The organism is Indolivaga capnocytophagoides DSM 22835, assembly GCF_000426485.1.
In the GTDB taxonomy this organism is placed as follows: domain Bacteria; phylum Bacteroidota; class Bacteroidia; order Bacteroidales; family Dysgonomonadaceae; genus Dysgonomonas_A; species Dysgonomonas_A capnocytophagoides.
Window position 1 is genome coordinate 1 of sequence record NZ_AUFL01000027.1, and the last position, 12721, is coordinate 12721.

The 12721-nt window shown below is 37.0% G+C and carries 15 protein-coding genes; 4 read left to right on the top strand and 11 right to left on the bottom strand.

Annotation, left to right across the window (positions count from 1 at the left end):
- Positions 1 to 136 precede the first annotated feature (136 nt).
- The 4 genes from K322_RS19405 to K322_RS0113030 are packed head-to-tail and all read left to right on the top strand — an operon-like array spanning position 137 to position 1411.
- The gene (locus K322_RS19405; protein WP_035332087.1) at positions 137 to 514 is read left to right on the top strand and encodes a Bor/Iss family lipoprotein; all 378 of its coding nucleotides are present in this window, start codon (positions 137 to 139) and stop codon (positions 512 to 514) included.
- A 14-nt stretch (positions 515 to 528) separates the two neighbouring features.
- Complete coding sequence (locus tag K322_RS20870; RefSeq protein WP_157279452.1) at positions 529 to 699, top strand: hypothetical protein; 171 nt, start codon at positions 529 to 531, stop codon at positions 697 to 699.
- A 44-nt stretch (positions 700 to 743) separates the two neighbouring features.
- A complete protein-coding gene (locus tag K322_RS0113025) occupies positions 744 to 1013 on the top strand; it encodes a hypothetical protein (protein WP_026627280.1) in 270 nt (89 codons plus the stop codon).
- Between the two features lie 2 nt (positions 1014 to 1015).
- The gene (locus tag K322_RS0113030) at positions 1016 to 1411 is read left to right on the top strand and encodes a hypothetical protein (RefSeq protein ID WP_026627281.1); all 396 of its coding nucleotides are present in this window, start codon (positions 1016 to 1018) and stop codon (positions 1409 to 1411) included.
- Positions 1412 to 1438: 27 nt separating this feature from the next.
- Here the strand turns inward: K322_RS0113030 and K322_RS0113035 are convergent, their stop codons facing one another.
- From K322_RS0113035 to K322_RS0113090, 11 genes are all read right to left on the bottom strand, one after another.
- The gene (locus tag K322_RS0113035) at positions 1439 to 3919 is read right to left on the bottom strand and encodes a hypothetical protein (RefSeq protein ID WP_035332089.1); all 2481 of its coding nucleotides are present in this window, start codon (positions 3917 to 3919) and stop codon (positions 1439 to 1441) included.
- A 1-nt stretch (position 3920) separates the two neighbouring features.
- Positions 3921 to 6926 (bottom strand): coiled-coil domain-containing protein, encoded by a 3006-nt coding sequence (locus K322_RS0113040; protein ID WP_026627283.1) that lies wholly within the window; start codon positions 6924 to 6926, stop codon positions 3921 to 3923.
- Between the two features lies 1 nt (position 6927).
- Positions 6928 to 7602: a hypothetical protein gene (locus K322_RS0113045; protein ID WP_157279455.1), complete on the bottom strand. Its 675-nt coding sequence runs from the start codon at positions 7600 to 7602 to the stop codon at positions 6928 to 6930.
- 99 nt (positions 7603 to 7701) lie between these two features.
- Positions 7702 to 8226 (bottom strand): hypothetical protein, encoded by a 525-nt coding sequence (locus K322_RS0113055; RefSeq protein ID WP_026627286.1) that lies wholly within the window; start codon positions 8224 to 8226, stop codon positions 7702 to 7704.
- A gap of 25 nt (positions 8227 to 8251) precedes the next feature.
- Complete coding sequence (locus K322_RS0113060; protein WP_026627287.1) at positions 8252 to 8443, bottom strand: hypothetical protein; 192 nt, start codon at positions 8441 to 8443, stop codon at positions 8252 to 8254.
- Positions 8440 to 9321 (bottom strand): hypothetical protein, encoded by an 882-nt coding sequence (locus tag K322_RS0113065; RefSeq protein WP_026627288.1) that lies wholly within the window; start codon positions 9319 to 9321, stop codon positions 8440 to 8442. Before K322_RS0113065 ends, K322_RS0113060 begins: the two co-directional genes overlap by 4 nt.
- A gap of 4 nt (positions 9322 to 9325) precedes the next feature.
- Complete coding sequence (locus tag K322_RS0113070; protein WP_026627289.1) at positions 9326 to 9982, bottom strand: hypothetical protein; 657 nt, start codon at positions 9980 to 9982, stop codon at positions 9326 to 9328.
- Positions 9979 to 10515: a hypothetical protein gene (locus K322_RS0113075; protein ID WP_026627290.1), complete on the bottom strand. Its 537-nt coding sequence runs from the start codon at positions 10513 to 10515 to the stop codon at positions 9979 to 9981. Before K322_RS0113075 ends, K322_RS0113070 begins: the two co-directional genes overlap by 4 nt.
- A 1-nt stretch (position 10516) precedes the next feature.
- Positions 10517 to 10681, bottom strand: coding sequence for a hypothetical protein (locus tag K322_RS20875; protein ID WP_157279458.1), 165 nt, complete (start codon positions 10679 to 10681; stop codon positions 10517 to 10519).
- A gap of 14 nt (positions 10682 to 10695) precedes the next feature.
- The gene (locus K322_RS0113085) at positions 10696 to 11958 is read right to left on the bottom strand and encodes a phage major capsid protein (RefSeq protein WP_026627291.1); all 1263 of its coding nucleotides are present in this window, start codon (positions 11956 to 11958) and stop codon (positions 10696 to 10698) included.
- 3 nt (positions 11959 to 11961) lie between these two features.
- Positions 11962 to 12636: an HK97 family phage prohead protease gene (locus K322_RS0113090; protein ID WP_026627292.1), complete on the bottom strand. Its 675-nt coding sequence runs from the start codon at positions 12634 to 12636 to the stop codon at positions 11962 to 11964.
- Positions 12637 to 12721: the final 85 nt, after the last annotated feature.

Consider the following 12721-nt stretch of genomic DNA (forward strand, 5'->3'; position numbering starts at 1 on the left):
TATTTAGATTCATTCTAAATAAATAGATCAGTTACCAACATATTAGTTATTTAATAGGAGAAACTTTTAACGGATATTAAGGGAAAATAAGAAAGGAATTGTTAAGTTTGCGGAACAAACAAAGCAAACTATTAATATGAGAAAGTCAAACCTTCTTTTCGTCCTTATATTTACACTATCTCTAACATCATGCTATACTACAAAGACATTACATGGTAATGCTGACGAGTATTCTTCTGATTATGAAATAGGAAAATACAAAGACAATATTTTGTTCTGGGGGCTATATAATGCGAGTAATGCAGAAAACATTGCGAGATATACCAAGAATAATAAGAATTATATGATTAAATCCCAGAACACTTTTACAGACGGCTTATTATCTATTATAACACTCGGGATATATTGCCCTCGCACAACCACTGTATATAGATATACACCCAAACGAAATACCTATAAAATCAATTCAATCTCCGATATTTTAAAAGATAATAGAGGTGATAAAACTGAATAATACAATTGACTAACATGATAGTATTTATTATTATCTTAATTATACTCGTGGCGATACTAAAAATAGCCGTGCCAACTCGAAGGAAAGGATTTCGATCAGGAGGTGGTGGATACGTAAAAGGGCATTATCGAAAAGACGGATCTTATGTAGAAGGTCATTATCGGAATAGGAGACGAAAATATTAGGTATATAAATTATTATAAAGAAATAAACTAAAGCAAACTATATTATGGAAACAAAAAAGAATATCAACATCCAAGATGAGAAAGGGTTAAAAGTCATTGCTGTTATTATTTTAATTGTAGGAATTATCATAAGCGGGATACTAGGGTTTACATCTATTTTTATTGACTTACCGCAAACAAAATATCTCGTGGAATATATATTTAATCCGACTGGGCTTGCTATTACGCTGGGAACATTAGTTTCGTCTATCGGGTTGTACTTCTTTCTCACAGTTATAGCGAACATATCTATATCGTTAAAAGAAAAAAACTAACAATGAAACAACTACTAACTATACTACTATTATTTCCTTTGTTTATCGCATGCTCTAGCGATGATGACGATAAAAAAGAAGAAGGTCTAACTGATGCTCAGAAAGAAGCGTTTTTAGTTGGACAGTGGAATAATTTTAAGACTGCAGGACACTTTTACGTTTATATATTCGGGGCTGACAAATCTTATCGAAAATATGAAGTAGTTGGGGGAACAAAAATCAAATTGGCTGATCTGCCCGGTTCTATAGGCAGTTATTGGGTTAAAGAGAACTACATATGGTTAGAAAATTACGAAGGTAATCAGTCGGGGACATTGTTTTCAATAAAAGACGAGAATACTATATCCTTTGGTTTTGAGTTCACCCGAGACAATACAGAATACACTATAGTTAATTAAGAAAAAAGGGAGCAATGCTCCCTTTGCCTATTCGATGTAAGCATATAGTTCCCAATCAGTAGCGGATTGTCTAAAGTAATCTTTCACAATAGACCGGATATATCCTTTCATAACTACTCCGTCAACCGAAAATCGGACTAAACCATTCCAATTATAACTGTTAGGTAGATTCAATAGATAAGCAGTAGAGAACTTATACAAATATCCTTCGAATAACTTTTTCGTTATATCTATATCTGAAAATATATTTGTTGGGTTATTTTCGTCATTTGGATCAAACACTTTAACGCTTCTATTATTTGTTGTACTAGCATACCTCAATTTAGGAGCCGTTATTCCTATCAGGCTCTCGTTACGCTTAACCAAATATGCAGGATTAAGTATAGCATTAAATAGATTTATTTTATCCTTATTATAGGCATCAATAGGGCTATACACTAACCCCTCATACACCGTATAATTATTCTCATTCTCAGTCATAGCGATAACAAACACATCATTATCTGAAGAAGTATCTGTATTTGTTGATTTTCGTTCCCAACATAATAATTCTATGCCGATAGCATCAGCCCGATACGGGGATATAAGTTTAAGAGGGTTCTCAACAGCACTACTATACTCTGTACTGTATTCGAATGTACCATTCATTTCAAAACGTCCGTTTGCCGATTCATAATCTTGTTTGTCGTAACCAACCTGAACGGAAGTATAAGCAAAATCATCAATTCCCTCTATCTGCCAGTCTACCAAATAACGCCCTAAATCTAAAGTTGTCGTTTCAGGCTGATAAAAAGAATCTCTAGGAGCAAATCTTACCTGATAGTCCTCTACTACATATTCATAACCCATAACTTTCATCCATTCCATGAAATCAGACATTGATCCATGGAAATTAGCAGAACTGAACCCTCGAATAGTCTCAGCGGCACAAAACATCGGTTTATACTCCAAGTCGCCCCAATCGAACTCACATTGATATTTATTCCCGGCATTCGTTATTTTCTTCAATAGAGAGTTCGCTAATTTATCAGGAGTAATAACATCCATAGTGATAGGAGAACCTTTTGATGTGTAAACTATCTTTAGTTCGTTGAACTCAGAAGTAAATATTGAGTCATAATATCCTAGCGGAGTCCTGACACAGATTGATAACTTATCGCCCTTGACTAGAGGTATACTCACTGTTTCTTTGACAATAGCTTCGAAAACTTCTATCGGCTCTGTTCCTCCATTTTCCTGTGACTCATCCTCTTGCCCTTTGTATACAAACATGTATTCTTTTAGAGGATTATCGGTATCATTATTCTTTATCAATATTACTTTTCCCGAATAATCAGTGGAAGTTCCATAATTATTTCTTCTGATAATAAAATCCATATTTAGTGATATATTAACAATATCATCTGCCTCAAAGAAAAACTTATCACTGCTAGGATCTCCGGATTCCTGACTTTTCATGTCGTGTTCAGCAGTACCCGGAGTCATTTCTGACGATACGAGGGAAATATAAGGCTGAGCAAATGGTTTTACAGATGTATTAAAAGAGTAATCTTTGCCTACAGGTATTTCATAATTACCTCTATTTTCCATAGTCACACGATTGTATAACCATTTATAACCGTCTCTAAGTTCCGATACGGGAATATCATACTTTGTCTTTCCGTTGGATTTCAGAAGTTCCGTTAATTCCATATCACGACCTTGTACTTCTGCCGTAGTTTGTGTTATAACAATAGATTGGAAGTCCATTCTTTCGGTCTTGATCAACTCATATTCACGCCCCACAGGCTTACGTTTATATACATTATACTGCATACGGGAACGAAATCCGCTCATTTTGAATACTTCTTCAACGAATGTTTTGGCTATTCCTACTAATTTCAAGTGGTTAGTACCCTCTTTGGTTACTCCTGATGTATCAACCCGTGTTTCTTTGATCAATAACTCAGTATCAGAGTGGATAAAGTCCGTTATATCCCATTCTAAGAAATCAATAACCGATAATGTAATGTTTTTGATATTATCGAGTAAAGCCGGCTTATAAACAGGGATCAGTATATAATTGGTTTTTTCGGGCAAAACACCCCAATATTCTCGCAATGGGTTTTCGGCGGTATATTCATCAGGAGCTTTATAATATCCCAAAAGCTGATAACTATCCCGATGGTATGTCATATACGCATTACCGAACATGCACAGCTTGGCAATGAAATTACGAGCCATAGGCAATGCTATGTTTCCAAGTTCTACCATATAAGTATCCCAATCAGGATCAATTATTGTAACTTGATGACCGTCTACAATCGTAGAATATCTCCCGGTGTACATAACACTGACATAACCGTCTATCTTATCGGGATCGCTTAATGTATATCTAAGCATAGGCGGTGTCGTAAATGGTGATTGTAGTTTACCATTTACTAACCTATGAAAGAAACGTCCGACCTTACTTGTGTAATTGAGTTCTTTTCTGATCAGATCAGATCGCAATTGCTCTATACTATTCATATTAGTATCTGATTAATGAGTTGTTTCTATTTGTATTTCTTATTGCCCTTACTATCTGACCTCCCATATTCGATAGTAGCTTATTATTCTGAGCTGCAAGCTCTATTTGCCTTTCGTTTTCAGCGATAACAATGGTTTTATTATCAAGTATAGGTGTTATAAGTTGCTGCATCGACATTGCCAGAATAGCCTTGTTAAAGTCGGGCATAACCTGAGATCCGGCAGGAAGATCAACGAGCGTACTTCGTGACGGTGTTTTATACATCTTATTATCGGGTGTGATAACAAGCTCAGATCGTCCACCATCACCGACAACAGCTAATCCCCCTTTGTGATCATCAGTACCTTTTGCATATTCGGGAATAGGAGTAGCTAAAACAGTCGCAATCTGAATAGCCCCCGAAGCAATAATAGTAGGTATAAGGGCAGGTGCCGAAAAAGGATTCTTCCATGCTGCCATAATAGCGACAGCTGTATCAATTGCAATCTTAGCTATCGCCTGAGCCTTTTCGAATTTAGCCTGCCTTTGGTTTATTTCCTTCTTTTGTTGCTCCAAAGCCAACTCTCGTTCTTTTTGCTGTTGGGCTAAAGCTTCTTTTCTGGCTTCGGCTTGTTCATCGGATATCGCTCCGGCATCTGCTAACCGCTCTATTTTATCCTCCTGTTCACTGAAATAATCATCGTTGGCTTCCGATTGTTTATCCAGTGCCGCTAACTGGCTTTCAGTTTGAGCGGAAAATAGAGCTGATATCAATTCCATAGATGCTTGCAATAATTCTTTTCTCTTATCTGATAGCTGCTGTTCTATTTGCAATCTTTTTTCAGCCGCTTTTTCTTCATCAGATATTATTGCTTCATTGACATATTTTTCAAAGTCCAATCGGGCATCTGCCAGCTGTTTTGATATTTGCAACTTCTGATCTTCAGTTATACCTGTTCTGTTCAATAGTTCTTCTAATGATGATATTTCAGCATCCATCCGATCCATTGCAGCACGCCTTGTCGTCTCTATCCTCTTATCTTCGTATTGCTTAGTTGTCAGTTCTCCTCGTTTATAAGCAGAAGCCAGATTCTGCATTTCTGCATTTTCGGCACGTTCTATAATCTGAGAAACATTGGTAATACGATCTTGTGTATCTTTAATAATCCTTTCGGCATAGTCCTTTTGGATAGATTCTCTAATTTTAGCTGATTCCTGATCTATTTTTATCCTCTCTTCCGAAGCTTTTTCGTTAATCAATGTCACTGATGCAGTATAAGCCTTTTCAGTCATTTCGGACTTCTTTAGATTCGATATTTGATTTTTTGCCTGTTCATCTATACCTTCTTTCGCAGAAGAAATATAATCGTTCAGATACCCTAATCTCTGTTCGTAGGACATTTTATCATCATCGGACAATCGTTTATTTGCATCAGTAACAACTTTTATTCTCAACTCTTGCAGGTCTTGAATTGCTTTTAGTTCATCGTCAAGTTGTTTAGACGCACTATTGTCCGCTTTCGGCAAAGGATTTGATGGATCATTCAATAAATCACCGAAATTTATTTTGGATGACATATCTTCACTCTTTTGGCCTAGTTGATCTATTCTTTGGTTTATCGCTTCAATAGTAGAATCTACAATAGCAAGGTTTTGCCGAGCGATATCTACATTTCTATTAGCATTCATAGAACCAACTCCGGGCGTGGGTGAACCGGATCTAACATTCGCGGCTTTAGCTGCCTTAGCTTCCGCTTCGTTAAGTTCATATACTGCTTTAGTACGTTGCTGAGTAATCTGCTCTCTTCTTTCTTCCAGATTAACAATTTGCTTTTGATAATCGACAACCTTATCTTCGTATGCCTGAGCTTTAGCATAAGCAATAATCGCATTAGCCAAATTTATATAAGCACCGCTTGCTTGTCCTGCTAGAATTGTTTCATCCTTTAACTTCCCAAAGTATGCAGGATATTGTTTTTGAAGTTGGTCAACCGCTTTCTTTCGATCTTGTATGCTCAGAGTCGTATCTTGAGTTGCTTTATATAGGAGCTTCATTGATACAATTTCTTTTTGGGCATCTTGAATACCTTTGTAATACGCAGATCTTAACTCAGATAAAGATTGAATATTTTGCTGTATTGCCTCATTCGACTTGAATAGTTCACCAACCCACTTAACTAGTTTTCCCCCAAATAGTGTAAGCAGTGTAACGGCCACAGTTATAAGCATATTCCATGAGAATATAGACTTTAATATCTGTCTTCCAATGGATATTGTTTGCTGTCCATCTGCGGCTAATTGAAGATTAACAGCTCTTAATCGGTTAATTTCATCGACCAACATCGGTATATTATTCGATATGGCAATAAAAAATGTATTCATAGAAACAGCCATTGCAGGAATTTCACGTGCTATCTGTTGTATCGAGACATTTAATCCATTCCAACCACTTGCGTAATTACCAATGTTTCTCTGATTTCGTCCGGTTGTAGCTTCCAATTGCAACAACTGATTATTCAATTCTTGGATATCTTGAAGCATGCTCTGTCCCAATGGAGAATTTCGGGTTTTCTCATTCATCGCATCATAAGACTGAATAAGTAAATTAAGATTTGCTCTTAATTGAACTAATGATCCGCTTTGAGATTGCTCAGCTTGGATTAAGTTTCTTCGAGTCCGGGTTATTTGGAGCATAACCTGACGCATTCGTTCAAGTTCTAATGATTCCTGACTATAAGCATTAGTTATCCTTTCCTGTAATTGGATAATTTGTCTTTGGGTTTGATTAGCTTGAGTCTGATTTGTAGTCACTCTTCTGCTGATAGATTCATATTTCGCAATAGTATCTATCAAATCCTTATATGTCATTGCCGCTTTAGACAAAGCTTTCTCTACATCCTGAGTGGGTTTCAAGAGTTTCTCCATGCTTTGGTAAGACTTTTCTAATGCGTCATCTAAATCAGTCAATTGTTTTAGTGCCTCCGGTGCTACCAGATCATCTATTCTTTCGCTATTGTTGTTTGCCATATCATTTATTACTTAAGCGTTCCATCTCTTGATTGAATTGCTTCATGTATAAAGCAAATTCAGATACAGTTAATTTGTCTTTAGATAGATGAAACCCGACATATTTACTTAATACAGTCAGCATTTCAGTATAATAACCTGATTTCGGTTTTTCGGTATCGGTTTTAGCGGTTAAAGCATCATATCTCTTCTGTAATTCCTGCAATGAGACGATCTTGCCTTTAATCTTACCTTCGATCTGTTTAATTACTCTCTCTATTTCTAACGGATCAAGGGGGTTATTTAATTTTATGTGATAAGGTTTCAAGTACTCCATTGCCTGATCATTCAGCCCTCCGTCTATAAGTATAGCAGCCATTCTTAAGCCTTCTATTTGTGATCTTCGTAAATACATCTGACGGATGACATTTATAGTTGATTGGAGATGCGAACTGCCGGATAACTCCGAGAATTCAATAGTCAGCATAGTACGGGCAAGTACCAATTCTTCTTGAGGTACTCTTCCTTTTATAATTAATGCCTTTAGATTTCCATTTTCAATAACATCAACATAGACAGACAAAGGGCATATTTCGCATCTATCATAGATATGATATGATTTCTTTGGCTTCTCCTTGGCTTCCGTCTTTCTGCCAGCACGATACTTTATCGTAGTATATAATTCCTTCAAGTTCATAGATTATATAATTTGTTTGATCCGCTTTTGATTCTGTCATGGCCATTAATCGAACTTTTTGATTATGGCTTTCTGTTTTTCGTTTTATACAAGGACAACTCATGGTTTTCTTGTCTTTTCTTTGAGGTATTTCACTATAGCCGGATGTATCCAATATTTATAGAAGTACTCTTTTGATCTGGGAGCCAATCCGAAGACAGCATTATTATATTTTGCGTTTATATCCGAAGCATCGACGTAAGTAGATCCTAAAGTATATTCACCCGATGATAGAGTTATATACATCGAATCTTGGAAAGGTCCGGTGACTATCAGGTTAGGAGTATCACTATCCTTGTTCGGGTAAAGCTGAACATTAGAAAATCGCATACGACCTGAATGCTGTTTCTCCAGACCGATCTTCATTTTCTTATAAGCTTGCGCTTTTGCCTGAGTTTTGAAATACGGATCATTGAGATATCCCGGAGTAAATGTATCTCCGGCGTTATTGCGTCCTAATAGCATCTGATCCCGATTCAGCGACAGCAAAACATCTTTATTGTCGTTAGCGGTTTTACTGACAACCTCAGATATACCTTTAAGAGCATCACCGTATCTATCCCGTATTTGCTTTACTGTTCCCATACTATTCAATTAAAAAAGGGAGCTGTTATTGCTCCCCCTTCTTTTCTTTCTTTACCTTCGGAGGACTAACCGTATCGAAGGCATCGCTTAACAAACTTTCCGGTACATTCTGATGCTTTTCGGCAGCCCATTTAAGGAATTTATCCCTATCTCCCTTAAAGGACTTTACAAAATCATCGGATATACTAACTGTGCCATTCGAATACGTTAATTTCATGCTAATGATGTGAATTTATTAATCCCTCCCAATCCTATAATATTCTTAGCTGCCAACTGTGTGGCCCCAAGTATACGATATGATCCTGTCGGCGTAAATAAGAGAGTTCCTGTAACCGCATTATATTCTACTGATTCAGGATTAGCCCCAGAAGCATTCACAAATAAAGTTTCATCCGCAAATTCAGTTCCATACTCCGAGGTGTAATCTGTCCCTCCACAAGAAGAAACTACCTTAGCGAGTCCGGCAGTTGATCCTTTTTCAAGATATACACCTACGATACCATCTGGTATTTCGCCTAATTCGAAAGCGTGAAGATTTGGTTCTTCTACTGTCTTGTAGTTTACGCCGTAATAAGCGATTACTCCGAGATTATAGATATCCGTATTTGAAGTAGCTTTTGTTCTACTTATAACTAAATAGGCAGAGAATCCCGCAAGCGAAACCGTTTCACCCTCCTGAATAAGAGTTCCGAAAACATATCCGTCTTTATCGATACGGATAACTCTCTTCTTCTGTTGATTTAGAGCTTGGAGAGATTTATACAAGCATTCCCCTGCTCCTGTCTCGAAACGATATGTCTCATTGTAGGCATTATATCCCGAGGGCACAGGACCTGCAAATCCAATTTCGTTTGTAGCGACATCTCCTCCGTTTCCTGTATTCTCGATAAAGCTTTTCAATGGGATTAACTTCCCTGAGTTTATATTCGCTTCTAATTCTGCAAGAAATAACTCTCTATCTGCCGGAAACCGAGCTTTATCATCAGTCACGAACATACCAATGGTATACCCCTCTTTCTTTGAGCACTTTTCAACACCGGAAAAGACTTGTCCTTCTTCGGCGCATGTACTTTGTACTGTTCCAATTATTGCCATCGTATTATTGAATTAAATTATTTAAATCTTCCAGAACGAGATTGTGCTCCCGTTCTATTTCTTCTTTATATCTTTCGCAATCACTTTCAGAAATGACTAACCTTAAATTATGAAGTTCTATTGCATCTAAATGATCCGTATATCGATTCTCTACGACCTCTTTATTCTGTCCGGTTGTAAAAACCTCGTAATAGTCATGATTTGGATTGATAAAACCATCAGCCCAACGGATGTACGGACGCTTTAAACTCTTGACTAAGGCTTCATAGACCGGACGCAAAACAGTATCAAATACTTTATTGTCTCGTTCTCCGGTTGTCCATTCAGTGAAAGTACGGGCAACAATAGCCAGATTAAGAGACACGATAGTACCTTTATCCGTCTTTGTCTGCTTAAACGTATTGTAATTGAATATTGCAGGGAATTTCAGCTTTTGACCTTCAGTAATCTTGTTTAACTGATTTAGGATAGTTGATATTTCTTCGGGAGTACCCGGATAATACCATAAATGAAACTTATCATCAAATAAGCAATCATTCGCAAAGTTCACATCAGTATAATTATACTTAGACAATCCATCGATAAAAGACTGATCTTTATTGAGTATTTCTCTTGTTCGATATACTGCCGATCCTATTATTTTGTTTACTGATAATATCATATCCCAAAGCCATTAATATAACCAAAGCCACAAGGCTCAAAATCCTTTAGATACTCCTCATAATCTGAATAGTTGTCTTTCAAAAAGTTCTTCCAGAAGTCTCTCACTTGAGAACACATCTCATTCCAAACATCAACTAACTTATATTCATCACTTACGTTTTTAGTGAAGGAAGAATCTTCAAGTTTCTCTCCGCTTGCGGTAGTCTTTGTTCTTGAATCCTTTTTAACTTTGAAATATACATAGTTAGCCACAGGAGAAAAACTATATTTATCCTCTTTCCTGAATAAAGCGTCTCGCAATAAGATCCACTTATCAGCGATGGGGTCTTCATTCAATCCATTAATAAAAGATTCATAAAAAGCAGATCCTAATATCAACTTTAAGCATTCAGGTTCATACTTCTCTATAAAATAGTTTAGATTGTTTTCTCCAACAGTTTGCAGGAGTTTTCCTAAGCCTTCCCTATCGTTGTACGATATGTTCGGAAGGCTTAGGTTTCCTTTGAAATATGTTGCGTCAAGCAATACCATATTATTTATTTATAGTTACAATCTTTCTATCGGATAATTTATCGGCAAGGATTGATTCAACCTCCCGAACTGAACCTTTAGGAAAGTTTACCGAGTCTTTTCCCGTTCCGGTAACTTTAACCCTGTTACCCAACTTAACTACTTGTCCTTTAATTTCTGATGCCATAATCTATTTATTTATTATTCTCCACCTCCGGATGTTACTTGTAATGCAGCCTTAATAGTTGCGAAATCATCATATAGAACAGATCCTGCGTCAATTGAATTCTGCCAGCTATGCAAACGCATTTCCGCAATGACTGTAACTAAGTTCTTTGAGAAGTCATCATTTTCCCATCCAAACTCAAGACGTAATTGCTCGTAAACACGGACAAACCATCTTGCACTATCAAGAAGAAGAAGTTTTCCAATAGGAATATTAGCAGTTTCTATAATACGAACCATTCTCAATATTCCTTCTACTTCGATACGGATATAATGCCCTGTTTCTGTCTTCAGGAGATCAAGGCTAGCGGCTTCTGTTGGATTGATCAATAAAACGTCAGGGCGATAATTAAGAAGTCTAAGCTGCAAAATACCGGCACGAATAGCATCTACATTATTAGCCTGGATGATTGTTCCATCTAATCCTGTCCCTGTATATCCGGCTGCACCTACTGTTATTCCTTTGATCTCAGTTGCATTACCAAGTCCTGTTAACAGCTTTTCATTGGTCACATCCATCAGATCACGCTGCATAAGCATTCTAATCTCTGATTCCATGTATGGATTGTCGAATAACATTTCGGTAGAAACTTTAGTACGAACAGCAATCTTTTTTGCCTCACTTGATTCTTCGTTGTACTCCCAATCCATCAAAGGTTTTAGGGTTCCTTCGGCGATAAATGCTGATCCTCCTTCTTTATTTACCCTATTCACCCAATATATAGTTCGAGAATTAGTCCCGCCTTTCATTACTACAGGTAAAATGGCATTATCTTCTCTTGGAGCTTCTTGAATTCCCGGTATAACTTCATATCTTAGCAGGTGCTTTGCATTGGCTGCATTAGCTGTGGTTATTGTTGTTGCCGCCCGAAGCTCTATCGAAAAGTTTTTACCTTCTCTGACATTTCTCTTGAATTCATCAGAAGATGATAATTTCTCATACTGAGACCGAATAGACAATTCATTATTGCCATTTCCTAGCTGAGTGGTTTTAACTTGTGCAATATCTTGCAGCATTTCACGGATTGAAGTTTCAAGTCCTTCAATCTTGGTATCTGATCCGGACATAGCATCGCGTATTGCAGTGTCGATGTCCTCTTTCTTTACTTGAGAGCCGTTACCCTCAAACATAGACCGACATGCTTCATAAATTCCCCCGACAAAGTTTTTATCCTTATCAGTAAATTCTCCAGAAGCTCTTTCTTCGATCTTTTTGATAAAATCTTCTTTTGTTACCATCTTTTAAAATTTACTTATTATTGAATCAGTTGCACTTCTTTGTTGCGGGGTAGCTTCGTCAGCGGTTGCCAGCGGTGAGAGTGCATCTATAATCGATCTTATTTGGTCTGGTGTGAATTGAGACAAAATCATCTGAGCCTGACTAGCAGCATAAGAACTCCTTAATTGAGCCTTTGGATCGCTCGAAAATGTCACCAGAGATATTTCATACAATACAATTTCATTCAGAATAAGGGCATCTCGTTCTTCATCGTATCGCATAGCTTCATCAGTCATGATATACCCGAACCCATAAGACATTTGAGCTAACAACCCTCGTTTTACAAGGGTTAAAGCTTCTTCACAATATGCAATACCTTCATTGATTGAAGCTCTAAAGAATAGCCCGTGATCATCTTCTCTTAATTCGATAATCTCTCCAAGAATTTTCGTCCTGTCGTGTTGAAGAAGTAATTGTATCTTGTTGCCGGCATTAGACCCTACACCCCTTGCATTCAAAGATTTGAGTGTAGCACCTCTTTTTACCATTTCCCGATAATCATTAATGCTATCCCAAACAATCGCATACCCTTTTATTTCTCTATCAGATACGCTCATTTGGTTGCGTTCCTGAGGAACTATTCTTAAATGTTCTTTAATAGACCCTCTTTCCTCTTTTATTTTATCTAGCGTTAGCATAACTCTCCATTATTTTCTTTAATAACTCATTATCCTGCAAACCCGATGATTCTATTTTTAGGATATTATCTATCATAAGGCTATC

Excerpts from the sequence above, each read along its gene's own strand:
- K322_RS19405 (WP_035332087.1), top strand. The coding sequence starts at position 137 with ATGAGAAAGTCAAACCTTCTTTTCGTCCTTATATTTACACTATCTCTA.
- K322_RS20870 (WP_157279452.1), top strand. The coding sequence starts at position 529 with ATGATAGTATTTATTATTATCTTAATTATACTCGTGGCGATACTAAAA.
- K322_RS0113025 (WP_026627280.1), top strand. The coding sequence starts at position 744 with ATGGAAACAAAAAAGAATATCAACATCCAAGATGAGAAAGGGTTAAAA.
- K322_RS0113030 (WP_026627281.1), top strand. The coding sequence starts at position 1,016 with ATGAAACAACTACTAACTATACTACTATTATTTCCTTTGTTTATCGCA.
- K322_RS0113035 (WP_035332089.1), bottom strand. The coding sequence starts at position 3,919 with ATGAATAGTATAGAGCAATTGCGATCTGATCTGATCAGAAAAGAACTC.
- K322_RS0113040 (WP_026627283.1), bottom strand. The coding sequence starts at position 6,926 with ATGGCAAACAACAATAGCGAAAGAATAGATGATCTGGTAGCACCGGAG.
- K322_RS0113045 (WP_157279455.1), bottom strand. The coding sequence starts at position 7,602 with ATGAACTTGAAGGAATTATATACTACGATAAAGTATCGTGCTGGCAGA.
- K322_RS0113055 (WP_026627286.1), bottom strand. The coding sequence starts at position 8,226 with ATGGGAACAGTAAAGCAAATACGGGATAGATACGGTGATGCTCTTAAA.
- K322_RS0113060 (WP_026627287.1), bottom strand. The coding sequence starts at position 8,443 with ATGAAATTAACGTATTCGAATGGCACAGTTAGTATATCCGATGATTTT.
- K322_RS0113065 (WP_026627288.1), bottom strand. The coding sequence starts at position 9,321 with ATGGCAATAATTGGAACAGTACAAAGTACATGCGCCGAAGAAGGACAA.
- K322_RS0113070 (WP_026627289.1), bottom strand. The coding sequence starts at position 9,982 with ATGATATTATCAGTAAACAAAATAATAGGATCGGCAGTATATCGAACA.
- K322_RS0113075 (WP_026627290.1), bottom strand. The coding sequence starts at position 10,515 with ATGGTATTGCTTGACGCAACATATTTCAAAGGAAACCTAAGCCTTCCG.
- K322_RS20875 (WP_157279458.1), bottom strand. The coding sequence starts at position 10,681 with ATGGCATCAGAAATTAAAGGACAAGTAGTTAAGTTGGGTAACAGGGTT.
- K322_RS0113085 (WP_026627291.1), bottom strand. The coding sequence starts at position 11,958 with ATGGTAACAAAAGAAGATTTTATCAAAAAGATCGAAGAAAGAGCTTCT.
- K322_RS0113090 (WP_026627292.1), bottom strand. The coding sequence starts at position 12,636 with ATGCTAACGCTAGATAAAATAAAAGAGGAAAGAGGGTCTATTAAAGAA.